The organism is Kitasatospora purpeofusca (assembly GCF_000718025.1).
Taxonomy (GTDB): Bacteria; Actinomycetota; Actinomycetes; order Streptomycetales; family Streptomycetaceae; genus Kitasatospora; species Kitasatospora purpeofusca.
Window position 1 is genome coordinate 16,262 of the sequence record NZ_JODS01000027.1, and the last position, 23,209, is coordinate 39,470.

A 23,209-nucleotide genomic window follows, 5' to 3' on the forward strand; every position below is an offset into this window, starting at 1 on the left:
GCAGGGAGCTGGCCGAGGGTCAGTCGGGCCAAGCGCCGGTGAGCCGGCGGGTCCCGGCCGCGCCCCCGCGGTCGACCGCCGCCTTGACCAGAGCGAAGATTGCCCCTTGCAGGGCGGCGGCGACCAGCACCTCTCTCCAGCTGCGGTCCTCGTCAGTGGCCCGGGGCGCCTCGTCCTCATGGCCGAGAACCGCCCACAGGCGCTTGAACACGGAACCGGCCACGACGCCGCCGAGTGCGCCGAACAGCAGGCCGAGCGGCTTGTACAAGATCTTGCCCATCGTCGTCATCTCCCGTGTGGACTGCACCGTCGCTCCGCGGTCGGGAAGGCACGGCCGAGCGGTCGGCGAGAACGGCTCCGCTTCACCGGCGGCGCCGGCCCGAGCCCGGCGCCGCCGTACGGCACACGGAGCAGTTCGGCCTGCCCGCCGGGGACCTGGCCGTAGAGCTTGGCGGTGACCGCCGGGCTGACCTCCCGGACCTCGCCCATGGATTCCTGGCCGAGGACATTGCGCTTGCCGTGCCGTGTCGGAGCCTTCACTGCCAATCCTTGGAATGGGCCGCGGCGCCCTCGCCATCGCGTGTATCCGTGGGACCGGTGGCGAAACGGGGCGGTCAGGCAGGGGCCGGGCCGATTGTGCCGGGCCCGAAGCCGCCGGTGCTCCCGCGCTCACCTCCTACAACCTCCTGGCGATCCTCCCGGCGCTGCTGGTCCTCGTCTCCGTGCTCGGTGTGGTCGGCACGTCGGTGAAGGTGTGCTGGAGCAGCAACCGCGAGCAGGCGGTCGAGACCGTGCACCGGCTGTGGCCGACCGAGCTGCTGCCCGGGGAGCTCGCGCAGGTGCTGCCGACGCCGGCGCACTTCGAGCAGGCCAGTGGACTCGTCACCCACGAGATGGTCGCCGACGCGGTGACCTGCGGTGACGAGGTGGAGGAGCACGTGGAGGCGGTGCGTGCCTACGTCCGGGCCGGATTCGACGAGGTCCACGTCGGGCAGATCGGCCCGGACAAGAGGTCTTCTTCGAGGCCTACCGGGAACTCGTCCTGCCCGTCCTCGGCCGCTGACCGGCGGGCCGGGCGGGCCGCCCGTACCGGGTGGCCCACTTCACGCTGCGGGGCGGCGCGCGGCCATGAGGTCGGCGTTCGGGGCCGTCACCAGGTGGAGGCCGGCGGCGTCGAGTTCCTCGGCGATCAGTTCTGCGGGCGCCGGCCAGACCTGGAACGTCTCCCGTTCCTCGCGAAGCACTTCGTCCTCGCGTTGCACGCGGTAGACGAAGACGGTCCGCAGGACTCCCCGGTGGGGCCGCCGGGTGACTTCCGCGCTGTACAGGTCGGGGCCGACGCGGACCGGCCCGAGTCGGACGGCTGGTTCTGGCTCGGCGGGCAAGCGGCCGGGAGGCGGATCGAAGAGCAGCAGGCCGCCGGGCACCAGGGCCGCGGCGATCGCTTTCCAGGTGGCACGCCTGGTGGCGGGGTCCAGGCAGGCGATCACGTTGGAGGCGACGGCGAGGTCCGCGATCCCGCTCAGGCCCGCGGCCTCAAGGGGTTCGGGGTGCACAGTGACGCGGGCGCGCCGGTCCGCACCGAGGTGGGCCAGGCGTGACAGCAGGGCGGCGCGCATGGCCGGGGCCGGCTCGACGGCGTGGACGGGAACACGGGATGCCCGCAGCAGGACCTCGGTCACGATCCCGGTGCCCGCGCCGACATCCAGGATCGAGCGGCGGGCACGGTCGGCGGCGTCCGCGAAGCGCCGCTCGGCCAAGCGGCGGTCGCTCTCGGCCTGCAGGAGGTCGTAGAACTCCGCGGAGACCGCGTAGTCGTCGGTGTCGCCCACGTCGGCGCGGCTAACCGGACGCGGCCGAGTAGCGGGCCGGGTCCGCGAGCGCGCTGCCGTCGAGGTGGGCAAGGAGGTCGCCGATGTCCGCGTGGACTTCGAGGGCGCCCGCCGCTCGCAGTGCCCGCTCGCCGAATCCCCCGGAGAGCACGGCCACGCACGCCACCTCCGCCCGGGCGGCGGCCTGCACGTCCCACGGGGTGTCGCCGACGAACAGCGCCTGCTCCGGTCCGGCGCCGGCCTTGGCGAGAGCGGCGTGGACCAGGTCGGGAGCGGGTTTGCTCGCGTCCACGTCGTCGGCACCGGTGGCGTGGTCGATCGCGTCGTCCGCGTCCAGCACCCGGCGCATCACCTCCAGGTCCCGGCCCGATGCGGAGGAGGCGAGGGTGATCGTCCAGCCGCGCCGCTTCAGCTGCCGAAGCAGTGCGTCGGCACCGTCGAAGGCCCGCAGGCGTGGCCAGAACCGCGCGAACAGTGCCTGGTGCGCCGCGGTGATCGCCTCGTCCTCGCCGTGGTCGCGGTCCTCGCCGAGCACGTGGTCCAGGAGCTGATCGCTGCCCATGCCGATCGCGCCGTGGATCCGGGCCATCGCCGGCGTGTGGCCGAACTGCGCGAGCGCCTCGGTCCAGGCGATCGTGTGCCAGTAGTTGGTGTCCAGCAACGTGCCGTCGACATCGAACAGGGCCGCAGCCGGCATCGAAGCCTCCCTCGGTCTCGCCCGAACCGGCAGGTTCGCCCGATCGACCTTACGGGCCGCCGGCGCGACGCGCACGGCCACCGCGCGAGCCTTGCCGTGCGGAATCGGGCAAGGCCGCACCCGCACGGAAGCTGTCGACGTGCGGGTCCACGACGCGTTCGCCTCCGTGTTCGCCCTGTTCACCGACATCACGCGCCGCGGCGCACTGCTCCTGCTCGTCGTACCCCCGTCCTGACCTCGACGCCGGGAAGTGGCAGGCACCACGGTGACCTGCCTTGCACGGGTGCGAGGTGGTCGGCCTTCACCCGGCCGCCATCCGGACACCGGGCCGAAGGGCGATGCACGACCGGGCCTCGGTAACGGCAAGCCTCCGAACACCGTACAAGCCGCGGTGATCGTGCCGCACCCACAGGTGGGCGGTCGGCCACGTCCTGCTGGTGGGCGCGGGGCGCCGGTCAGGTCGGGCTCTGGGGAGGTCGGTGGTGCTCGTCCTCCTCGCCGACTTCGTCGTCGCTGTCCTGGTCGGTGAAGGTCACCTCGACCTGCTGTTCGGGGCGGCGTTCCTCCTGGCGGGCGATGGACGCCAGGACCTCCTCGTCCGGGCCCGTCAGCGGGGGCTGCAGGATGCTGCGCGGCCACAGGCTGCGGGTGAGCACCACGTTGGTCTCGGCCGCGTACACGGCGACCTGTGCGGTGAGGTACAGCCATGACAGCAGGCCGATGACGGTGGCGAAGAACCCGTAGACCTGCCCGGCGTGGCGCAGCTCGTGGGCCACCAGGAGCGAGCCGAATGCCTGGAGGGCGGTGAACAGCGGCCCGGCGATCGCGCAGCCGGGCCACAGGGCCCGGGTGGCGACGGTTGCCGGCGTGAGGACGCGGAAGCAGGCCAGGCACAGCGCGGCGTTCAGGACGGCGGAGAGCAGCAGGGCGCCGACGCGGGCGGGCCGGCCGCCGAGGGTGGTGGCGACGAGGGCGGCTGCCGCGGTCGACAGGAGCACGCCGGCCGCGAGGACCGTGAACAGGAGAAGGCTGCGGGCCAGGCGGGGCCAGTAGCCGGGCCGCTTGACGCCAGGGACGTTCCAGACCTCGGCCATGGCGTGCTGCAGGACCTGTGCGACGCCCAGCGCCCCGTACAGCAGGCCGAGCGCACCGATGACCAGGGCCAGGGCGTTGCCCTGGAGGGAGTGGACGTTCTGGCGAATCTGGTCGCCGATGATCGGGAAGTCGGCGAGCGCGGAGTCCAGCACCGCCTGCTGGGCGCCCGGGTGATCCTGAAGGACGAACCCGAGCACGGTACTGAGCAGGAGCAGCAGCGGGATGAGGGCGACAAAGGCGTAGTAGGTGATGAGGGCCGCGAGGAGGCCGCCGCGGTCGTCGCCGTACTTGCGGACGACCGCGACCACGACGGCCACCGGGCGGTGCCGCCGCTGGAAACCGTCCGCGCCGCGCAGGAGGCGTTCGATCGGATTCATCCCCGCTCCTCTCCGGCTCCGCCCCTGCTCGCCCGGCCGCAGCGGCCGGGGCATCCGCTTGTCCGTCGTCTCGCAGGCGGGACGCCGAGACAGCCGACGTCGAACTCATCCCCTCCTCACCCCCGATGCAGGAATCAAGCATCACAAATCAAGCGTGACGAAACCGGAATCCGGGTTCATACTTGCGGTATGTCGAGCGACGAGCGGGAGCCTCGGACGAGCTGGACGTTCCTGACGCAGCACGCCCGTGTCCTATTGATGATCTCGCGCAACGCGGATGTGCGCTTGCGGGATCTCGCGGTGATGTGCGGGGTGACGGAGCGGGCCGTCCAGGCGATCGTCACCGATCTGGAGAGCGCCGGCTACCTGACCCGCTCCCGCCACGGCCGCCGCAACCACTACCACGTCGCGCGCGACACGTCCTTCCGCCATCCCGCCGAAGCCGGCCACGAGATCGCCGGTTTCCTTGACCTCTTCGCGGATCTCCGCCCCCACCACGGCAGCGCACCCGTTCCCGCCACCCATCCCGGTGATCACGATGAACAGGACAACGACTGACCCCCGGCCCCACCGCCCAGCTGTATGCACCGCTCCCGGCCGCTCCACGGCCGCTGGCCGCGGCGCCCCAGCCACGTCCGCCTCCGGGTGCAGGCGGTGAGAACCGTGAGCGCTCCGTCCGAGTTCCCCCGCCGGGACACCCGTCCCGGCGCCCCACTGCTGCGGGTCACCTCCACGACGATCCCCGGCAGCGCAGCGATCATCCACGTGCACGGAGACGTCGACCAGGACACCCGCCGCGCCCTGGACGAAGCCCTGGCCAAAGCGATCGTCGACCGCCCGCCCCTGCTGGTGGTCGACCTCGCAGGCCTCGGCTTCTGCTACTCGGTCTGCCTCAACGCCCTGCTCTCCGCCCGCCGGGACGCGAACGCCGCAGGGACGAGGATGGCACTGGCCGCCGTGACACCGCAGGCCCTGCGGGTCCTCAAGCTCACCGAAACCGACCGGCTCTTCACCCTCCACGACAGCGTCCACGCCGCGCTGGACGGCGAATCCGACCGGCCGACCGGGTGACCGATCACCATGAACACCCTCTCGCGCTATGCGGTGACCCTGCCCGGGCAGCCCGGACGGCACGGCCCACCGGAAGTGATCATCGTGCACGCCACCGGTGAGACCACCGCAGACGGCCGACCGGTCTTCGCCGACACCGTCGGCACCTTCCGCGTCGAGATCACCGACGGCATCGCCCGCCCTCTCGCCGTCCCCGCCGGCCGCAGCCGGCACACCTGCCTCCTCGCCCAGCTCCTGCCCTGACCCCGTACAACGAGCCGGGCCCTCGGGCCGAGGCCGGCCAGGGACCTCGCCCGGAGAACCCGGCAAGCCCAACACCTGCCGGCCAACCGCAGCCGGCCTCGGTGACGATGTCCCGGGAGGTCGACCCACTGACGGAACCTCACCGGAACGACGGCGGCTCCCACTCCGATGCCGATCACGCTCCGACAGTCACAGCGACCGGCTGCTTCCGGTGCCTCATCACTCTCCAGGTGCCACCGGCCGCGTCCGCATCGACCCCTGACCCGCACCGTCGAGCGAAACGAGCACCCCGTGGGATCCGGCTTCAGCATCAGCGCCGACCGCGAACGCGTCGGGGGTTCGTCACAGCCGCCGTCACCCTTTGCGGGCACCAACGGCGTGTTCGCGGCTCCGGCCGATGCATGATCGGACCCTGGTTGATCGTACGTAGAGATCCGACGGTGCCGGCAGGCGTCGGCCATGGGCGAGGAGCGGTATGAAGGTCGGGTTCGGGTGGAAGCTGCACGGGGACGGACGCGCACCGCAGCCAGGGGTCGTGGTGCGGCCGGACGAGCGGCTGTCCTGGGGTCGGACGGTCGGGCTCGGGGCGCAGCACGTAGTGGCCATGTTCGGGGCCACGTTCGTTGCACCGGCCGAAGCATGATGAGACTGGCTGAGATGATACATGCTGGTACTGGTCAATCCGCGCCTTGATACGGGCCTGGATTGTCAGACGCTGCGAGCCGGCTCGGGAGTAGTGCTGGCGTTCGAGTCTTCGGTTTCGTCATCGATAAGCCCGTATGGGGGGCGGTCTTCGCTACGGCTGTAGCGGACGACGACGTCGTTCTCCACCAGGGGCGGGGGGCTGTTGTCGGCCACGATGAGCTGCGCGCTGGCTCCGCGATCAGCAAGCCAAGTGCCGAGGTGTTGGTAGAAGTCTCCGATGCTGACCGCGTCCGCGATGACCGCGTCGAGCTGGCCGCCATGGCCGAGGTTCTTCTGCGGGCTGTCGATCATGAGGAAACCCGGGTGGGCGGCTCCACTCTCGACGGCGATCTCGAACACGGCGAGTTGCCAGGCGAGTGTCAAGAGGGTTCTCGCGCCAGACGATGCCTCGTGGTAGGACTCGCCGCGGACGAAGGGAGTGAGATCGTCATTGATTCGAGGCAGGCTGAGCTTGGGGTACTGCCAGGATCTGAGCAGGGTCCCGAACCGGTCGCTGACGCGTGCGATGACTGCGTGTCGATCGAGGAAGGCATCTCCGAGGGCGCGGAGTTCGTCCCGGAGCGCCGTGAGCTGTCCTTCGAGCCGAGCGACGGCTGCGGTTCGTTTGGCGAGGCCTTCCTGAAGCTTTGCGGTGCTCCGGGACTGCTCAAAGCGGCGCAGAGCGTGCTCGCGCTGGCGGTGCAGGTCGTCTCGGGCGGCGAGGTAAGAGGAGACTGCCGGGGCTGTGGCTTCGTCGAGGGCCGCGGCGGCCTGTTCTTCCTTCATGCGTGCGTCCTCGGCCTGCAGCTTCAAGGTGTCGAGGGAGGTGTCGAGGTTCTCGATGTAGGCAGTGATCTCCTTGAGGCGGGCCTTGGTCGACCGGATCTCAGCTGCGACGTCGAGCTGGTCTTCCTGTGGTGCGCCGAGTCTTGCTGCGTCCCCGAGTGTCAGTTCGCCGTCAGCATTGCGCAGCTCGTGGCGGCAGAGGCTGCAATGGCCGTCCACAGCGGCCGGCGGGGTGGGGAGAAAGCTGAGGCAGGCGGGGCAGGTGGTGACGCGCAGGGGGTCGAACAGTTGCTTGGCCTGGGCAAGCATGCCGAGCTTCAGGAGGTCGTCTGCGTATTGTGCACGCAGCGGCATCATGCGGGCGAGCTGGGTTTCGCGGTCGCGTACCACTGCGGCGGCCCGGCGAGCTTCCTGCGCGGCCTGATGGTGGTTGCGGCGCAGCCGGGTGGCGAAGTCGGTGGCGGCGCGGGCGTGCTGGTCGATCTCAGCCAGCTGGTTGTTGATTTCCGATAGCTCCTGCTCGGCGGGATGGTCAACGGACGGGTTGGTATCGAGGGCGGTGGGGTCCTGTTCGGCGACGAAGGCGCGGGCGGCGGACAGGTCGCTCTTGGCATGGTTGAGACGGGACTCGAGGGCCTGGATGCGGTTGCCGAGTTCGACGGCGCGGTCGTCGTGGACTCCGAAGACCACGTCGACGACCTGGCGCAGCTTGTGCTTGCGCATGCGGTCGTTTTCGAAGAGGAAGTTCTTGTCGGCGACGCGTTCGTTGGGCAGGAAGGCGAGCCACATGAGGTCGCGAAAGCTGAGCGGGTCGGTGCGGGATTCGCTCTGGGTGGGGGCTTCGCGAAGCTGGACGCCTTCGAGGTTGCAGTGGCTCAAGAGCAGGGTCGAGAGGCTCTCCGGGGAGCCTGGGGGGTCCAGGCGCCTGGCTTCGGCGGGGCCGGGCCCTGGGGTGTCGATGGTGCCGCGTCGGATGTACGCGATCTTGGAGGGTTCTCCGACTGATCGCTCGATGACGTGGGGCTCGCCGGAAAGTTCGATTTCCAGGAGGCAGGAGCGGACCTTGCGGAGGATTTCCTGGTGCCGGGGATGGCGCTTGGCGCCGAGACCGTAGGCGATGAACTCCAGCACGGCGGTCTTGCCGGAGCTGAACGCGCCGGCGACTACGGAGAGGTTCCGGATACGACCGTCGACGGTGAAGTCGACGTCGTAGGTCCGGTCGATGCCGGCCAGACGCAACCGGCGGATGCGGATGCCCTGCGGAGTCTGCACGGAGGTCACTCTCCCCAGGGGGTCTCGAGATCAAAGGCGGGGACCGGTCCGGTGCCGAGGATGCCCAGGAGGGCTGCGGCTGGGCCGTCGTGTCCCGCCGGGCGGAGCCACTGCGTGGTCTGGTCGCGCAGGGCCTTGTCGCTGAGCCTGCGCAGGCGGCGGACGACGATGCTGGCTGCTGTGCTGAACGAGGTCGCGTAGGTGGCGGTGAAGTGGCTGCTCAGGGTGCGTCCCGTGTCAGTGATCGCGTAGCTGAGGGCCTTCTCGTGGTTGCGGACCTCGCAGCAGCCGTAGGCGACGAGCAGGGCTAGGTCGTGCTGGATGCGTTCGCGGCGGCTGGTGAACCGCTGGGAGGAGGAGGCGTAAGCCAGGACTTGGGGGTCGAAGCCGGCGAGGCGGAGTCTCCCAGCGTCGCGGTCGTTGGCGGGTACGACGAGGAACGGGTTGGCGGAGAGGAAGTCGTAGTACCCGATACGTTCCAGACTGGCGCCGTGCAGATCGTGGTCGGCGACGGCGTCGAGGAGCAGGAGAAGCTGGGCGAGTCGGAACTGCACCTCGTCCTCCGGCATGATGACCGGGCGGTGGGTCTGCATGGACTCGCTCCTCTCGTGTGTGGGGCTGGCCGAGCGTCAGGTGTCTTGATGGGTGGCGGCGATCTCGCGCCAGTGTTTGACCCAGCCGGCCTTGCGGTTGTCCACGAGGCGATGGACCAGGCCCCAGGCGTGGACGACCTCCAGACGGAGGACCTTGGGCAGGCGTTCGTGCTCGCTGCGTACTTCGCGCCAGACTCTGCGGTGGAGGGCGGGGAGGGTTCCCTCGGTGGCGCAGTCGTTGAACTGCATCTCCCACAGGCCGTGCAGAGTGGCGTTGGCGGAACTGAGCGCGGCGATCTCAGTGGGGACCGCCTTGTGGGCGATCTCGCGAGCGACGAGGTCGGCGTTGAAGAACTGGCGCTTCGCGGAGTCGAGCTCGACGTGGCCGGCCTCGGCCATCTGCCGGACGAACAGTGCGGAGTCGAGCGCTGCCGCGGCCTCTTCCTCGACTTCCATCACAAGCCGAAGTTGCTCCTGCTGCGGCGCCGGGGTGAAGGGCTCGTAGTAGACGCGGCGTACCTGGTCCCCCTCAGGGGCGTGAAGGGCCACCCGCAGAGCAGTCTCGTCCCACAGTTCGATGACGAGCCCGTGTGCCTTCTCCTGCTGCTTCTTCCACCGGTCCCACCATTTCGCGGTGGGACCGTCCATGCTGGAGGGGATGCACAGCACCCATATCTCCACTGTGTGTCCCTGCGCCTCCGCGGCTTTGAGGACGGATGCGAAGGACTCCCGGATCGTCCGTTGATGGCCCGCCGCAGTGACCGGGAAGAAGTACTTGGACTGCCACACGGCGATCGCTCCACCGAGGTTGCCGGCGAAGGCGTCGACTCCCCAGTCGCCTGGATTGGCTGCGATCATGCGGACGCCCGGCTTGGTGGCGGCGGCCAGCTCGGCGATCATCGTCTCGAAGTCGTCGCGCGCGCCGCCTGCGCTGCCGGTCCGCACATGGTGAGTTGCGAAGCTGATCGGCGGAACGCCAGCTGCGACGGCTACCGCTTGCTTGGTCACGGTCACCCCCACGTTCGACCAGACCGAACCCCGCCCACGCCGGAGCCAACGGTGCCTGATTCACGACACACAGTAAAGACCGCGATCGTATCGTCCGCAATTCAACCGATCAAGAGGCGGACCAGACCCGTGCTTCCGGTTGGCCCCGGGATCAGTAGCTGACTGGTCCCGGCTCTCGGTCGCAGCCAAGCCGCACAGTAGTGGATTCGGCGCAAGTCGCTGTCGGGGTTGGTCTGACTGCCTTGGGCTGATTGCGAAGCGCTATGGCGCTGGCAGTCGAGCCTCCGATCAAGAGCCCCCAAACCCCCGACATGCCGATCACCGCTTCTGATCTGTAGACATCTGGATGGCTTCACCCAGCCCTTGCGTCGTGGCGAGACGTGTGAGGCTGTCGATGTCTTGGCCATAGTGGGATCGGCGGACCCGGTCTCAGGCCGACGGTCCGATGGTGGTTCTGGGCTGCGTCCACGGGCACGTTGCCGTGTAAAGGGAGAGCAATGAAGGTTGCGTTCGGCTGGACGATCCACGGTGACGGGAAGTCACCCCTGCCTGGGCAGGCCGTCAAGCCCGACGAGCGGTTGTCCTGGGGGCGGACGGTCGGGCTCGGGGCGCAGCACGTGGTAGCAATGTTTGGGGCCACTTTTGTGGCCCCCATTCTTATGGGGCTGGATCCGAACCTCGCGGTGATGCTGTCGGGTGTGGCGACGGTGTTCTTCCTGCTGGTGACGGGGGGTCGGATCGCGTCCTACCTGGGGTCGAGCCTGTCGTTCGTGGGGGTCGCAGCTGTCATCAGGACGCAGGGTGGGGACGCGGCGACGCTGACGGGGGCGTTGCTGGTGGTGGGTGCGGTGCTGGCGGCCTGCGGCGCGGTGGTGCAGGCGCTGGGCGGGAAGGTGATCCACGCGGTGCTGCCGCCGGTGGTCACGGGCGCGGTGGTGATGCTGATCGGGTTCAACCTGGCGCCGGTGGCGGCGGGGACGTACTGGCCGCAGGACCAGTGGACGGCGCTGCTGACGATGGCGTTCACGGGGTTGGCGCTGGTGGTGCTGCGGGGGTTCTGGTCGCGGATCGCGATCTTCCTGGGGCTGGTGTTCGGGTACGCGGTGTCGTGGCTGTTCGACCGGGTCTTCGGGCGGATCGACTCGGTGAACGGCGCGGGGCAGACGGTGGAGCACTGGCGCCTGGACCTGTCGGGGGTGGGGAAGGCGGAGTGGGTCGGGTTCCCGTCGCTGCACGCGCCGAGTTTCTCGCTGTCGGCGGTGCTGGTGGCGCTGCCGGTGGTGGTGGCGCTGATCGCGGAGAACGCCGGGCACGTGAAGGCCGTGGGCGAGATGACGGGCGACCGGCTGGACGACCGGATGGGCACCGCGATCATGGCGGACGGTGCGGCGACGGTGATGTCCACGGCGGTGGGCGGTCCGGCGACGACGACGTACGCGGAGAACATCGGCGTGATGGCGGCGACCCGGGTCTACTCGACGGCGGCGTACTGGTGCGCGGCCGGGTTCGCCGTCCTGTTCGGGCTGTGCCCGAAGTTCGGCGCGGTGATCGCGGCGATCCCCGGCGGGGTGCTGGGCGGGATCACGGTGGTGCTGTACGGGATGATCGGCCTGCTGGGCGCGCAGATCTGGGTGCACAACAGGGTCGACCTCACCAACCCGCTCCACCTCGTCCCCGTCGCGGCCGGCGTCATCGTCGGCATCGGCAACGTGACACTCAAGTTCACCGACAACTTCCAGCTGTCCGGGATCGCGCTCGGCACCATCATCGTGCTGACCGGGTACCACGTGCTGCGCGCGATGGCACCGGCCCACATGAAGCAGCCGACCGAAACGTCGCTCCTGGACGGGGGCACCACCGACTACGACGACAACGACCAGGGCACGCGCGACTGACCGGGTCTGAACAACCTCTGAGGGGACCGCCCCCAGAACGGGCGGTCCCCTCAGAGAGAACAGGAATTCTGGAGGACGCCGGTCTTTCGGTGTGGACGGTCCACGACCGCAACGGCACGAGGCTCAACGTCGACAGGATAGTCACTGGCTCCAAGGCAGTACCGAAGGTCTCGATACGGTCAGAATCGTGGTAAGGCTCGCCGCCTGGGCCCGGTAATCCCCGCAGTCCTGATCGAAATGCCGTCCGGCGCTCTCACCGACAGCAGGCCGCTGGCCGACGCCCTGCCGGGCCGCTGGAGGAGTGCGAGCTGCGCCTCCCGAGGATGGGCTCGGCGGCAGGTGGGACACTCACTGCAGTCCAAACGAGCGCGCCACTCGCCCCAGCGGTGGCCCCCTCCAGTGGGGGCCACCGCCGAGGGCCTCACCAGCTCTACAGGAACCGAATCCTGCTCTCCTGGACGCGACCGTCCGTGGCGCACCAGACGAGAGACTCTGCGTAACCATGGCGACCCGCCCAGGTCATCGGACCGTAGTGCGTATACCTGGTCCCACTCCGGAGATCCTCGCACTCAATTTCGGTGCAGAAGCGAACGTTGTCCCATTCGTCGTAACAGCGACCCGAAACTCCGTCGTGCCCAGCACTTCCTGTCACGCGTTCGCGAACGCAGGCCGTGGAGGCGGAGGCACTTGGCGCCAGAACCATCATTCCCGAGGAAAGGACTGCCAATGATGCCAAAGCCCCGATTGTGCGGCGAATTATAGACAAAAGGATCCTCGCATTCCAGTTGAGTGTATGCGCATTGAGATACGCTACAATGCGGCATCATTTGCCGTCAGGAGATAACCCGCCAAATTTTGCGCCCCCGGGGATTTCTCGCTCGAGCCCACAGGGCCGGTCGGTCGACGCTGCTCCACTCCACGTTGCCGAAGGACAGCCAGCCCCCTCACGGGCAGCTCGCAGTCCAGACTTCCAGGTTCCCGTTGGGCTGCACGACGGGGACTGCTGCTCGTGCATCATCGGCTCGCCTTCGGAGCAGGGACAGTGGTGGCGCCGCCGCGGCCGGCGCGGCGGACGACGGGGCGAGCGGCCTCGACGACGGGCGGCCCGACCATGGCGCCGTCCGCGGTGGTGATGCCGCCGCCCGCCCCGTCGGCCGCGGCGAGCACCGAGCGCGCTGCCTCCAGCTCGCCGGGGCCGGGAGTGATCGCCCGGGCGATGACCGGCAGCTGGCGCGGGTGGACGGCGACCTAGCCGGAGAAGCCCAGCTCCACCGCCTCGAGCGCCTCCTGCCGCAGCCCGTCGGGGTCGTCGAGACGGAAGTACGGGGTGTCCACGGCCGGGATCCCGGCGGCGGCCGCCGCGGTGACGATCTGGCAGCGCGGGTACCACATCGCCCGGGAGGTGATTCGGCATCCGGCCGCCACCGCGTAGTCCGCGGCGCCGAACAGCACCCCGGCCAGGCCCGGAGTGCGGACGGTGCCGGGCGGGGAAAGGATCGCCCGCGGAGACTCGACCAGCGCCCAGACCTGCGTGGGAGCGCCCGGCCGGGAGTCCCGGGTCCCGGGCCCGGCCCCGCTGCGAGGGCCCGGGCCCGTCGCGGCCGGCTCGTGCGCGAACCGCGCGGGGCGGCTCCCCGAGGCCGGTCGGGGCCGGGACCACCGGCCCGTCGCCGGGTCCTTCGGTCCCTTCCGGAAGCGGGTGCCCGGACGGGAGATTCAGGGCACGCCCCGGCGCCGGATCCCCGGCCCGAGCCCTCGGCGTCACGAAGGGAAGCCACGATGACCCGCTCTGTCCTTGCCGGAATCGACGGATCACCGCAGAGCGAGGCCGCGGCCCTGTGGGCGGCCGCCGAGGCCCACCGCCGGGGCTCCGCGCTCCGGCTGCTGCATGCCTGGCCCTGGCTCGACGCCGGTGACGGCAGTGCCTCGTGGCCCGGCGACCTGCGGTCGAAGGCCTTGGACGCCGTCCGCGAGCTCGCCGACCGGATCCGGCGCGACCGGCCGGGCCTGCCGGTCGAGACCGCGGTGATCTCGGACGACCCCGTCGACGGGCTGGTGACCGCGGCGAAGGAGCAGGATCTGCTGGTGCTCGGTTCCCGCGGGCTCGGCGGGTTCGCCGGCCTCCTGGTCGGCTCGGTGGGACTCGCGGTGACGGCACGCGCCACCGTCCCCACGGTGCTGGTCCGCTTCGGGCAGGCGCCTGTCGAGCGGCCCGCGACAGCGGCGGCCGCCCGCGAGGTGCTGGTCGGTCTCGACGCGGGTGAACCCGCTGACGCCGTCCTCGAATTCGCCGCCGCCGAGGCCGAGCTGCGCGGCTGCCGGCTGCGCGCCGTCCACGGCCGGAGCCTGCCGCCCTCCTGGTCCCTCGCGGGCCCGGTACCGCCTCAGGCCTACCTCATGGAGCAGGAATCCGCCGAGGCGGCCCTGGTCTCCCGGTCCCTCGCCGGGCTGCGGGCGAAGCACCCGGGCATCGACACCATTGCCGACATCCGTCTCGGCGGCGGCGCCCAGGCGCTGTTGGACGCCTCGGTCCACGCCGAGTTGGTCGTCGTCGGCCGGCGGGAGCGCCGGCACCACTTGGGACCGCAACTCGGTCCGGTGGCCCATGCCGTCCTGCACCACTGCGCCGCCCCGGTCGTCGTCGTCCCCCACCCGTGAGCCGAGCGCTCCCCTCACCACGGCCCGCCCGAGCAGCGACAAGGAGCACCGCCATGAACAGCACCCACCGGGCCGAGGGCCCGCCCGCGCCGCCGTGCGGCCACCTGCGCCGTGCCCTGGGACGGGAGCGCAACCCGCTCAGCAGGCCCCTCGACCGGGCCCGGAGCCTGGCCCTGGTCCTCACGGCTCTCGGAGTCGTGCTCGCCGCGCTGCTCGGGGTCGGAGCCTCCGCCGTCCGCCTCACCGCCGAACAACAGCGGACCGCGGTCGCGACCGCGGTCCTGCACCACGTCGAGGCCCTGGTGGAGGGCTCCGTCCGGAAGGCGGAGGCCACCGTCCTCGGCGGGAAGACCGCCTACCGCGCGGACGCCGCGTGGAACTACCCCACTGGGCGGAGCAACACTGGCACCATCGATGTCCCGCGGAACACCGAGCCGGGCGCCACCGTCGGGATCTGGGTCGACCGGGACGGCCACGTGGCGGCCACGCCTCCGAGCACCGCCGACCTCGTCGCCGACGCCGTGTGCGTGGGCCTGGTCCTCTTCGGCCTGCTCGGTGTTCTCGCCGCCGCCGGGCTCTGTGCACGGCTGGGTGCCCTCGACCGTCGGGCTGACCGGGCGTGGACGCGGGCCTGGGCCCGGCTGGAGCCGGTGTGGAGCGGGCGCGCCCCGCGCGACAGCCGCCGGGACTGATCCGGGGCGACGGCACGGCCCCTCCGGTGCCGGCCACTTCCCGGTGGAGCTTGCCGGGTTCGCCCACGAGAAAGATGCGGGGCGCTGCTGCCCGTCCGGACTCCCCGTGCGTATTCCGCCCCGACCCCCTTGCCCTTCCCGGCGGCCCGGACGAAACAGGGACGTCCGGCCCTATCGGAACCGCCCACGGTCACGCCAGACTTCGCGGTGGTTCCACACGACCCGCCACCGGGGCGGGCCCACGGGGTTGGAGTGGTGATGACGGAGAGTCCGGCGGTCGGGGCGCGCGGCCCGGTCAAGGTGTTCCTGATGGACGACCACGAGGTGGTCCGCCGAGGCGTTCACGACCTGCTCGACGCGGAGCCCGACCTCCAGGTGGTCGGCGAGGCCGGCACCGTCGAGCAGGCGCTCGCCCGTGTCCCCGCGCTGCGGCCGGACGTCGCGATTCTCGACATGCGGCTGCCGGACGGCGACGGGGTGACGGTCTGCCGCGAACTGCGCTCGCGGATGCCCGACCTGGCCTGCCTGATCCTCACCTCGTTCGACGACGAGGAAGCACTCCTGGACGCCATCATGGCCGGGGCCTCCGGCTACGTCCTCAAGCAGATCAGCGGCACCGACCTCGTCTCCGCCGTACGCACCGTCGCCTCCGGCCAGTCGATGCTCGACCCCGGCGCCACCACCCGGCTGATGGCCCGCCTGCGCGGCGACACCGCCCCCGCGCCGAGCTCCGACCTGCCCCAGCTGACCGACCGCGAGCGCGAGGTCCTGGCCCTGGTCGGCGAAGGACTCACCAATCGCCAGATCGGCCAGCGGCTCTACCTCGCCGAGAAGACCGTCAAGAACCACATCTCGCGTCTGCTGGCCAAACTCGGCGTGGAACGGCGCGTCCAGGCCGCCCTGATCGCCACCCGGACCCCGGCCGACCCCACCCGTCCCACCGGGCAGGCCGGCCGCTGAACCGGCCGGACCGGGAGACCCGGCCGGGCAGGTCCGGTCGGCAGTGCGACCGGGGACCAACGGCCTCTCCCCCGGCGCCGGGCGCGGCGGCACCATCGGTGTCATGACACCTCACTCCACGACGCTGGACGAGTGGGAATGCCGACGACGCCTCGCCGGCCTCACGGTCGGCCGGGTCGTCTACACCGTCGACGCACTGCCCGCCGTCCAGCCTGCCCGTTACAGCCTCGGCGCCGATGGCAGCGTGCTGCTGAACGCCGGTGCCGGGTCCGAGCTGGTCCGCGCGGTGTCCGGCGCGATCGTCGCATTCGAGGCGGGAGAGCTCGACGCCACCGAAGGCAGCGGCTGGAGCGTGACCGTCCTCGGCCGCGCCGATGTGATGCCGGACCGGGCAGCGAGCGGTCCGAGCGACACGGTCACCGTCCGGATCCTTCCCGAACTGGTGAGCGGCCGCCTGTTCGCGTCGACACGCCCGGACAGGCTCTGACCGGACCTCGGCGTTCCGGGCCTCCGACGCCCCGCACCGGGAACCGGGTCAGTGCACCAGGGGCACCGACCAGGCCAGCCTGGTACCGCCGGACTCGGGGCTCGCCAGCTCGAACGCTCCCCCCAGGCTCTCGGCGCGCTCGGCAAGGTTGCGCAGTCCGCTTCGCCGCCCCTGCTCCGCGATGCCCACTCCGTCGTCCTGGACCATGAGCACCACCTGTGACCCGGTCGCCTGCAGCACCACCTCGACCCGCTTCGCGTGTGCGTGCCGGGCCGCGTTGCTCAGTGCCTCACCCAGGACCGCCACCACGTGGTCGGCCAACTCCGCCGACACGTCGGTGTCGAGCAGACCCTCCATGCTCAGTCGGGGCGGGAAGCCCAGTGCTGCCTGCGCCTCCTCGGCCACCCGCACGACCCGCGACCGCAGACCCTGGTCGCCCTCCTCCGCACGCGCCCGCAGCCCGAAGATCGTGGACCGGATGATCTTGATCGTCTCGTCGAGGTCCCCCACCGCCCGCAGCACCCGGTCCGAGGCTCCCGCGTGGTCGATCAGCCTGGCCGCGCTCTGCAGGGTCATCCCCGTCGCGAACAGCCGCTGGATCGCCAGGTCGTGCAGATCGCGGGCGATCCGGTCCCGGTCCTCCAGCATCACCAACTGCTCGGCGTCCCGGCGGCGTTCGGCAAGCTCCAGGGCCAGCGCCGCCTGATCGGCGAAGCCCAGCAGCGGAGCGATCTCCCGGTCCGTGAACGCCGCCTCCGCCGTCCGCCGCGCCAGCAGCAGCACGCCGTCCACCGGACCGCCTGCCCGGCCCAACGGCACGGCCACCGCCGGTCCGAGACCGTCGTACCGCCACGGCCCGGCCGGGAACCGCGGATCGCCGGCCAGGTCCACCGTGGCCGCCGGAATGCCCTGCACGCACGCCTCACCCGCCAACGTGCCCTCCAGTGGCACGTCCAGGCCCAGCCTCCCGGCCGCCTCCCCGCCCAGCGCCAGCTCCACCCGCATCGTCCCGGTCCCCGGAACGGGCACCGAGACGTCCGAGAGCTCGGCACCGGTGATCTCCCGGGCCCGACGCGCGATCAGCTCGACCACCTCCGAACGGGACCCTCCCGACAGCAGACCGCGGGTGATCTCCGCACTGGTACCGAGCCAGCGCTGCTGACGCTGCGCCTCCTCGTACAGCCGGGCGTTGTCGATCGCCACCCCGGCCGCCACCGCCAGCGTGGAGATCACCGACTCGTCGTCGGTGTCGAACTCCTCGCCGGAGCGCTTGTCGGTCAGGTACAGGTTGCCGAACACCTCCTCGCGCACCCGCACCGGCACCCCGAGGAACGCCCGCATCACCGGGTGGTGCACCGGGCAGCCGTACGACGACGGGTGCTCCGAGAGGTCAGCCAGCCGAAGCGGCTCCGGCCGGCGGATCAGCTCCCCCAGGAGGCCCCGGCCCGTCGGATAGGGGCCGATCCGCTCGATCTCCTGCTCGGACAGGCCCACCGTGAGGAACTGCGAGAGCGTCTCGCCGTCGGGACCGATCACCCCGAGCGCCGCGTACCGGGCGTCCACCAGTACCGCGGCCGCCTCCACGATGCGCCGGAGCACCTGCGTCAGGTCCAGCTCCCGGCCGACCGACAGGACAACCTCCAGCAGGCTGTGCACCCGGTCCCGGGTGCCCCGGGCCGCGTCGATCCTCGCCTGCAACTCCTCCAGCAGCTCGTCCAGCCTCAGCTGCGGGATCCTCGACCGAACCTCGTCCCCACCCACGCGAGCCTCCTCGTCCCGTGCCATCGGCCGGTCGATTCTGGCAGACGACGGTGACGGCGTGACACCGCCCAGGACATCGCTTTTCGGACGCGCGACGGCGCCCGTTCTCGCCGGCACCGAGTCCGAGCAGGTCGACGGTCGCCGTGCGGCGCAGTGCCTCCGGCCGACGGCCACGGCGCGGGGCGCCGCCAGCGGGTACCCGGCAAACGGGCGGGCCGGCCGCGACGGAGGTCGCGGCCGGCCCGGGGGCGGTGGTGCACGGACGTCAGCGGAGCCAGGCGTTGTCGCGGACCACCGGCAGCTCCGCCCAGCGGCGGCCCAGGCCCCAGGTGGCGCCGGAGCCGGTCACGGCCAGGACGACCAGGACCAGGGCGTAGAGGACGTGGTAGTCGAGCAGCGGATTGGTGGATCCGCTCGCGGCGCCGTCGGCCAGGTGGCGGGCGGGCGGCCACTCGGCGGCCCACATCAGGGCGAGCAGGGCGGTGCCCCCCACCGCGGCGATCCGCAGCCCGACACCGCCGATCAGCGCGAGACCGAGACCGAGGAGGCTCAGCATGAACATCCAGTCCACCCAGGCCTGGCCGGCCATGGCGTGGAAGGTCCCGCGGAACGGCCCCGCCGCGACGTGGCTCAGGAAGCCCTTGGCGGGTGAGGCTCCGTCGACCCAGGCGCGGCCGTCGGCGGTGGAGTAGCCGAGGCCGAAGGTCTTGTCGAGGAAGGCCCAGAGGAAGAGCGCCCCGAGCGCGATCCGGACGGTCGCGAGAGCTGCGGCCGCGGCCGACACGGTGTGTGCGGCGCTCTGCCGGGCGACGGAGCGACGGAGGGTGGCGCGGCGGGGCGTCAGGGGCGTGTGGGCGTGCTGGGTGGCCATGATCGGTTCTCCTCCGGTGGGGGTGGTTCGTCGGTGGTGGTCCGTTCGAGCCGGTGCGCCTGTGCGCCCGGTTCCGACTCGGGTCGAGCAGAATTTCGGGGTGGTCCGGGCCGAGCGCCCGTGGCAGTGCCGCCTGCGGTGAGAAGGGCGGCGCGGACGACCGTTTCGATCGCGGTCCCGGCGTCTGCTCAAAGCGTGCACCGTCGGTGACGCGCCGGTCTGCGGGCCGTTGGTCCCGGCTGCCGGAACGACGGTCCCGGTGCGGCCGGCACTCCCCGGGAGCACCGGCCGCACCGGGACCTTCGGTACCGAGGTGGGGCTGCTCGGCCCCTGTGGCCGGGCCATGGGCCGACGGGACTCTGGTCTCCGGACGGGACCGTGCGCACCGGCGCCACGGCCGGCCGGGGACCAGGGAGGTCACAGTCATGTCGCACGGTGTGGTGGTGGGGATCGACGGTTCGGTACAGAGCGCGGCGGCGGCCGCGTGGGCTGCCGGGGAGGCCGAGCGCAGGGGAATCGGGCTGCACATCGTCCACGTCGCGGGGACGGAGTTCGACGCCCTGGAGCGCGACCTCGGCGGTGACACCGTGGTCCCGCAACCGATCGCGGAGATCCGCGACCGCGTCGCGGCCGCGCTGCCCGGGTTGGCGGTGTCCTTCGAGATCTGGCCCGGGAATCCGGCGGAGACGCTCGCCGGCGTCGGCGGGCGGGCGGAGCTGCTGGTCCTCGGGTCGCGCGGCCTCGGCGGCTTCACCGGCCTGCTGGTCGGCTCCGTGGGACTGCGGACCGCCGCCCGCGCCGGCTGCCCCGTCGTGCTGGTCCGCGCCGGGGAGGACGGACCGGGGGGACCGTCCTCCGACGTCGTCGTGGGCGTGGCGGGCGACCGGCCGTGCGACGCCGTGCTCGAATTCGCCTTCCGGCACGCGGCCGACACCGGTTCCGCACTGCGGGTGGTCGAGAGCCGGACCACGTCGCACGGCCCGTACTCGACCGAGGCCCCCGTCGACCAGCAGCAGATCAGGGAGTCGCTGGCGGCCGCCGAGCAGCTGCGCCTGCGGGACGCCCTGTCCCGTTGGCGGGAGAAGTACCCCGACGTCCGTACGGAAGCGGAGGTCTGCGCCTGGAGCCCCGCGCGGGCCCTGGTGGAAGCCTCCCGCAGCGCCTCCCTGGTCGTGCTCGGACGGCGTACACCCAAGCACCAAGTGGCGGCGCCCCGGCTGGGATCGGTGACGCAGTCGGTGCTGCACCACGCGCACAGCCCCGTCGCCGTCGTACCGCACGACTGAACGACTGAACGACTGAACGACTGAACGACTGTGTCAGCGTCGGCGGTGCCGCGTCACCGTGGCGGCACCACCGCCGACGCCGCCCGGAGGCCGCGGCACCTCCCGCGACGGACGGCCGGGCCGGGACCGACGGCGTTCCGCAGCAGGGACCTTCGGACCGGATCCAGGTCCCGAAGGGCCGGTCCGCCCCCCGCCCCGCACGAGCAACCCTTGAACAGAAGGCGCCCGCGGTCCCGCCGGCGCCCGGCAGTCGGACGATGACCCGGAGAGGCAGTCCACCATGTCCCCTCGCCCCACGAACGAGGCCGAACAGTCCCCCGCGAGCAACCCGCCCACCCGTCCCGGCGCAGTCGAACTGCTGGTCGCGGACGCCCTGACGGCCCTGCGGGAGTACGCCTCCTTCACCCAGGAGCAGGTCGACCACATCGTCAAGAAGGCTTCGCTGGCCGCGCTGGCCCGGCACACGGCGCTCGCGGTCCTGGCCGTCGAGGAGACCGGGCGCGGGATCTTCGAGGACAAGGCGGTCAAGAACGTCTTCGCCTGCGAGAACGTCACCCACGTGATGGCCCGGACGAAGACGGTCGGGGTGGTGTACCGGGACGAGATCGACGGCATCGTGGAGATCGCCGAACCGGTCGGCGTCGTCGCGGGCATCACTCCCGTGACCAACCCGACCTCGACCGTGATCTTCAAGTGCCTGCTGGCGCTGAAGACCCGCAACCCGATCGTCTTCTCCTTCCACCCCTCGGCGCAGCGCTGCTCCGCCGAGGCGGCCCGGACGGTCCGGGACGCGGCGGTCGCGGCGGGGGCTCCGGCGCACTGCATCCAGTGGATCGAGAAGCCGTCGATGGCGGCCACCGCCGAACTGATGAAGCATCCGGACGTCGCTACCGTCCTGGCCACCGGCGGCAACGCGATGGTGCGGGCCGCGTACTCCTGCGGGAAGCCGGCCCTGGGTGTCGGTGCGGGCAACGTCCCCGCGTACGTCGAACGGAGCGCGGACCTCCAGCAGGCGGTGAACGACATCGTGCTGTCGAAGACCTTCGACAACGGCATGATCTGCGCCTCCGAGCAGGCGGTGGTCCTGGACGCGGAGATCCGCGACGCGGCGCTCGCCGAGTTCCACAAGCTCAAGGCCCATCACGCGAGCGCCGAGGAGAAGGCGCTGCTGGAGCGCTACCTGTTCGGCGTCGAGGGCGGCGAGGCCTGCTCCGGCGGACGGCTGAACGCGGCGGTGGTGGGCCGCTCGGCCGCGCAGATCGCGGAGGCGGCGGGCTTCGGGGTGCCGGCCGACACCTCGGTGATCCTGGCCGACTGCGAGCGGGTGGGCCCCGCCGAGCCCCTGACCCGGGAGAAGCTCTGCCCCGTGCTGGCCGTCCTGACCGCGGGCTCCCGCGAGGAGGGCGTCGAACTGGCGGCCTCGATGGTGGAGTTCGACGGGCTCGGCCACTCCGCCGCGGTGCACACCCGGGACGCGGCGTTCGTCGAGGAGTTCGGGCACGCGGTCAAAGCCTGCCGGATCATCTGGAACGCGCCCAGCTCGCAGGGCGGCATCGGCGACGTCTACAACGCCTTCACGCCCTCGCTGACCCTGGGCTGCGGCAGCTACGGGCACAACTCCGTCGCCGGGAACGTCTCGGCGCTGAACCTCCTCAACATCAAGCGGGTCGGGCGGCGCAACACCAACATGCAGTGGTTCAAGGTCCCGCCGAAGATCTACTTCGAGCGCAACTCCGTCAAGTACCTGGCGAGCATGCCGAACGCGCACCGGATCGTCGTCGTCACCGACCACACCATGGTGGCGATCGGCCACCTGGAGCGGATCCGGGGCGTGCTCGACCGCCGCCGGGAGCCGGTCGAGGTGCGGGTGATCGACTACGTCGAGCCCAACCCCAGCATCGACACGGTGCGCAGGGGCGCCGAACTGATGCGGGAGTTCGAGCCGGACACCATCGTCGCGCTCGGCGGCGGCTCGCCGATGGACGCCGCCAAGGTGATGTGGCTGATGTACGAGCACCCCGAGGTCGAGTTCGCCGACCTCAAGGAGAAGTTCTTCGACATCCGCAAGCGCGCCTTCACCTTCCCCGACCTGGGCGAGAGGGCGAAGCTGGTCTGCATCCCCACCACCTCGGGCACCGGCAGCGAGGTCACCCCCTTCGCAGTGATCACCGACACCGCCACCGGACAGAAGTACCCGCTGGCCGACTACGCGCTCACCCCGAGCGTGGCCATCGTCGACCCCGCGCTCACCACCCGGCTGCCGGCCGACGTGACCGCCGACACCGGCTTCGACGCCCTGACGCACTGCATCGAGACCTACGTCTCGGTCTACGCCAACGACTTCACCGACGGACTGGCCCTCCAGGGCATCCGGCTGATCTTCGAGAACCTGGAGCGGGCCGTCACCGACGGCCCGGACGACCCGGAGGCCCGGGAGAAGATGCACAACGCCGGGACCATCGCCGGCATGGCCTTCGGCTCGGCGTTCCTCGGCGCCGTCCACGCCATGGCGCACACCCTGGGCGCCACCTTCCACGTCGCCCACGGCCGCACCAACGCGCTGCTGCTGCCGCACGTCATCCGCTGGAACGGCTCCGCGCCGACCAAGGTCACCGGCTGGCCGAAGTACCGCAGCTACACGGCCCCCGAACGCTACCGGGCGATCGCCCGGATGCTCGGCCTGCCCGCCGCCACCCCGGAGCAGGGCGTCGAGTCGCTCGCGGCCGCGGTCGAGGACCTGCGCGACCGGGCCGGCATCCCCCGCTCGTTCAAGGCCGCCGGCGTCGACGAGGCGGCCTTCCTGGCCGCCCTGCCCCAGCAGGCGATGAACGCCTACGAGGACCAGTGCGCCCCCGCCAACCCCCGGATGCCGATGCTCGCCGACATGCAGCGGCTGATGCGCCAGGCCTATTACGGCGACCAGGCCTGAGAAGGGAAACCG

22 protein-coding genes and 1 pseudogene are annotated in these 23,209 nt (G+C 71.3%); 11 read left to right on the plus strand and 12 right to left on the minus strand.

What is annotated here, in order from left to right; translation table 11 throughout:
* Positions 1 to 19: 19 nt before the first annotated feature.
* From IF01_RS0130350 to IF01_RS0130380, 6 genes are all read right to left on the minus strand, one after another.
* Positions 20 to 280, minus strand: a complete 261-nt coding sequence (locus IF01_RS0130350) for a DUF4235 domain-containing protein (protein WP_030396787.1) — start codon at positions 278 to 280, stop codon at positions 20 to 22.
* A gap of 5 nt (positions 281 to 285) precedes the next feature.
* A complete protein-coding gene (locus tag IF01_RS0130355; protein WP_157855384.1) occupies positions 286 to 540 on the minus strand; it encodes a hypothetical protein in 255 nt (84 codons plus the stop codon).
* 136 nt (positions 541 to 676) lie between these two features.
* Complete coding sequence (locus tag IF01_RS48565) at positions 677 to 886, minus strand: hypothetical protein (protein WP_157855385.1); 210 nt, start codon at positions 884 to 886, stop codon at positions 677 to 679.
* Positions 887 to 1,103: 217 nt separating this feature from the next.
* Positions 1,104 to 1,832 carry a class I SAM-dependent methyltransferase gene (locus IF01_RS0130365; protein ID WP_037781708.1) on the minus strand — a complete coding sequence of 243 codons (729 nt, stop codon included), beginning with the start codon at positions 1,830 to 1,832 and terminating at the stop codon, positions 1,104 to 1,106.
* A gap of 10 nt (positions 1,833 to 1,842) precedes the next feature.
* A complete protein-coding gene (locus tag IF01_RS0130370) occupies positions 1,843 to 2,529 on the minus strand; it encodes an HAD family hydrolase (protein WP_030396791.1) in 687 nt (228 codons plus the stop codon).
* A gap of 455 nt (positions 2,530 to 2,984) precedes the next feature.
* Positions 2,985 to 4,001, minus strand: coding sequence for a YihY/virulence factor BrkB family protein (locus IF01_RS0130380; RefSeq protein WP_051742821.1), 1,017 nt, complete (start codon positions 3,999 to 4,001; stop codon positions 2,985 to 2,987).
* 189 nt (positions 4,002 to 4,190) lie between these two features.
* Between IF01_RS0130380 and IF01_RS0130385 the strand changes: the two genes are divergently transcribed.
* From IF01_RS0130385 to IF01_RS50350, 4 genes and pseudogenes are all read left to right on the plus strand, one after another.
* Positions 4,191 to 4,559: a helix-turn-helix transcriptional regulator gene (locus IF01_RS0130385; protein WP_051742822.1), complete on the plus strand. Its 369-nt coding sequence runs from the start codon at positions 4,191 to 4,193 to the stop codon at positions 4,557 to 4,559.
* Between the two features lie 105 nt (positions 4,560 to 4,664).
* Positions 4,665 to 5,072, plus strand: coding sequence for an STAS domain-containing protein (locus IF01_RS0130390; protein ID WP_157855386.1), 408 nt, complete (start codon positions 4,665 to 4,667; stop codon positions 5,070 to 5,072).
* Positions 5,073 to 5,081: 9 nt separating this feature from the next.
* Entirely contained in the window at positions 5,082 to 5,315 is a 234-nt protein-coding gene (locus IF01_RS48570; protein ID WP_157855387.1) for a DUF6296 family protein, read from the plus strand.
* Positions 5,316 to 5,790: 475 nt separating this feature from the next.
* Positions 5,791 to 5,946 (plus strand): annotated as a pseudogene (locus tag IF01_RS50350) (nitrate reductase); the annotation flags it as partial.
* A gap of 77 nt (positions 5,947 to 6,023) precedes the next feature.
* Here the strand turns inward: IF01_RS50350 and IF01_RS0130405 are convergent.
* Genes IF01_RS0130405 through IF01_RS0130415 form a run of 3 tightly spaced genes read right to left on the minus strand, consistent with a single transcriptional unit; the run spans position 6,024 to position 9,658 of the window.
* Positions 6,024 to 8,057 carry a DNA recombination protein RecN gene (locus tag IF01_RS0130405; RefSeq protein ID WP_244215674.1) on the minus strand — a complete coding sequence of 678 codons (2,034 nt, stop codon included), beginning with the start codon at positions 8,055 to 8,057 and terminating at the stop codon, positions 6,024 to 6,026.
* A 5-nt stretch (positions 8,058 to 8,062) separates the two neighbouring features.
* Positions 8,063 to 8,650, minus strand: coding sequence for an ABC-three component system middle component 2 (locus tag IF01_RS0130410; RefSeq protein WP_030396796.1), 588 nt, complete (start codon positions 8,648 to 8,650; stop codon positions 8,063 to 8,065).
* A gap of 36 nt (positions 8,651 to 8,686) precedes the next feature.
* Complete coding sequence (locus tag IF01_RS0130415) at positions 8,687 to 9,658, minus strand: serine/threonine protein kinase (RefSeq protein ID WP_244215675.1); 972 nt, start codon at positions 9,656 to 9,658, stop codon at positions 8,687 to 8,689.
* A gap of 497 nt (positions 9,659 to 10,155) precedes the next feature.
* Here IF01_RS0130415 and IF01_RS0130420 point away from each other — a divergent pair, with 497 nt between their 5' ends.
* Positions 10,156 to 11,553, plus strand: a complete 1,398-nt coding sequence (locus IF01_RS0130420; protein WP_030396798.1) for a uracil-xanthine permease family protein — start codon at positions 10,156 to 10,158, stop codon at positions 11,551 to 11,553.
* Between the two features lie 1,248 nt (positions 11,554 to 12,801).
* Here the strand turns inward: IF01_RS0130420 and IF01_RS51160 are convergent.
* Positions 12,802 to 13,269, minus strand: a complete 468-nt coding sequence (locus IF01_RS51160; RefSeq protein WP_078880448.1) for an aldolase/citrate lyase family protein — start codon at positions 13,267 to 13,269, stop codon at positions 12,802 to 12,804.
* Positions 13,270 to 13,332: 63 nt separating this feature from the next.
* Between IF01_RS51160 and IF01_RS0130430 the strand changes: the two genes are divergently transcribed.
* The 4 genes from IF01_RS0130430 (at position 13,333) to IF01_RS0130445 (ending at position 16,350) form a co-directional block, all read left to right on the plus strand.
* Positions 13,333 to 14,211 carry a universal stress protein gene (locus IF01_RS0130430; protein WP_030396799.1) on the plus strand — a complete coding sequence of 293 codons (879 nt, stop codon included), beginning with the start codon at positions 13,333 to 13,335 and terminating at the stop codon, positions 14,209 to 14,211.
* Between the two features lie 53 nt (positions 14,212 to 14,264).
* Positions 14,265 to 14,903, plus strand: coding sequence for an Rv1733c family protein (locus IF01_RS44430; protein WP_030396800.1), 639 nt, complete (start codon positions 14,265 to 14,267; stop codon positions 14,901 to 14,903).
* A gap of 258 nt (positions 14,904 to 15,161) precedes the next feature.
* Positions 15,162 to 15,863 (plus strand): response regulator, encoded by a 702-nt coding sequence (locus IF01_RS0130440; protein WP_030396801.1) that lies wholly within the window; start codon positions 15,162 to 15,164, stop codon positions 15,861 to 15,863.
* Positions 15,864 to 15,966: 103 nt separating this feature from the next.
* Positions 15,967 to 16,350, plus strand: a complete 384-nt coding sequence (locus IF01_RS0130445) for a pyridoxamine 5'-phosphate oxidase family protein (RefSeq protein WP_030396802.1) — start codon at positions 15,967 to 15,969, stop codon at positions 16,348 to 16,350.
* Between the two features lie 48 nt (positions 16,351 to 16,398).
* On the opposite strand, the gene IF01_RS0130450 is transcribed toward IF01_RS0130445, so the two are convergent.
* Both IF01_RS0130450 and IF01_RS0130455 read right to left on the minus strand, forming a co-directional pair.
* Complete coding sequence (locus IF01_RS0130450) at positions 16,399 to 18,135, minus strand: sensor histidine kinase (protein WP_030396803.1); 1,737 nt, start codon at positions 18,133 to 18,135, stop codon at positions 16,399 to 16,401.
* Between the two features lie 241 nt (positions 18,136 to 18,376).
* The gene (locus tag IF01_RS0130455; protein ID WP_030396804.1) at positions 18,377 to 18,982 is read right to left on the minus strand and encodes a hypothetical protein; all 606 of its coding nucleotides are present in this window, start codon (positions 18,980 to 18,982) and stop codon (positions 18,377 to 18,379) included.
* A 425-nt stretch (positions 18,983 to 19,407) separates the two neighbouring features.
* On the opposite strand from IF01_RS0130455, the gene IF01_RS0130460 reads away from it, so the two are divergent.
* Complete coding sequence (locus tag IF01_RS0130460; protein WP_030396805.1) at positions 19,408 to 20,268, plus strand: universal stress protein; 861 nt, start codon at positions 19,408 to 19,410, stop codon at positions 20,266 to 20,268.
* A 280-nt stretch (positions 20,269 to 20,548) separates the two neighbouring features.
* Entirely contained in the window at positions 20,549 to 23,197 is a 2,649-nt protein-coding gene (adhE, locus tag IF01_RS0130465; RefSeq protein ID WP_030396806.1) for a bifunctional acetaldehyde-CoA/alcohol dehydrogenase, read from the plus strand.
* Positions 23,198 to 23,209: the final 12 nt, after the last annotated feature.

Bases quoted from the DNA above. Each gene is read 5' to 3' on its own strand.
- IF01_RS0130350 (WP_030396787.1), bottom strand. From the start codon at position 280: ATGGGCAAGATCTTGTACAAGCCGCTCGGCCTGCTGTTCGGCGCACTC.
- IF01_RS0130370 (WP_030396791.1), bottom strand. From the start codon at position 2,529: ATGCCGGCTGCGGCCCTGTTCGATGTCGACGGCACGTTGCTGGACACC.
- IF01_RS0130380 (WP_051742821.1), bottom strand. From the start codon at position 4,001: ATGAATCCGATCGAACGCCTCCTGCGCGGCGCGGACGGTTTCCAGCGG.
- IF01_RS0130385 (WP_051742822.1), top strand. From the start codon at position 4,191: ATGTCGAGCGACGAGCGGGAGCCTCGGACGAGCTGGACGTTCCTGACG.
- IF01_RS48570 (WP_157855387.1), top strand. From the start codon at position 5,082: ATGAACACCCTCTCGCGCTATGCGGTGACCCTGCCCGGGCAGCCCGGA.
- IF01_RS0130410 (WP_030396796.1), bottom strand. From the start codon at position 8,650: ATGCAGACCCACCGCCCGGTCATCATGCCGGAGGACGAGGTGCAGTTC.
- IF01_RS0130420 (WP_030396798.1), top strand. From the start codon at position 10,156: ATGAAGGTTGCGTTCGGCTGGACGATCCACGGTGACGGGAAGTCACCC.
- IF01_RS0130430 (WP_030396799.1), top strand. From the start codon at position 13,333: ATGACCCGCTCTGTCCTTGCCGGAATCGACGGATCACCGCAGAGCGAG.
- IF01_RS44430 (WP_030396800.1), top strand. From the start codon at position 14,265: ATGAACAGCACCCACCGGGCCGAGGGCCCGCCCGCGCCGCCGTGCGGC.
- IF01_RS0130440 (WP_030396801.1), top strand. From the start codon at position 15,162: ATGACGGAGAGTCCGGCGGTCGGGGCGCGCGGCCCGGTCAAGGTGTTC.
- IF01_RS0130445 (WP_030396802.1), top strand. From the start codon at position 15,967: ATGACACCTCACTCCACGACGCTGGACGAGTGGGAATGCCGACGACGC.
- IF01_RS0130450 (WP_030396803.1), bottom strand. From the start codon at position 18,135: ATGGCACGGGACGAGGAGGCTCGCGTGGGTGGGGACGAGGTTCGGTCG.
- IF01_RS0130455 (WP_030396804.1), bottom strand. From the start codon at position 18,982: ATGGCCACCCAGCACGCCCACACGCCCCTGACGCCCCGCCGCGCCACC.
- IF01_RS0130460 (WP_030396805.1), top strand. From the start codon at position 19,408: ATGTCGCACGGTGTGGTGGTGGGGATCGACGGTTCGGTACAGAGCGCG.
- adhE (WP_030396806.1), top strand. From the start codon at position 20,549: ATGTCCCCTCGCCCCACGAACGAGGCCGAACAGTCCCCCGCGAGCAAC.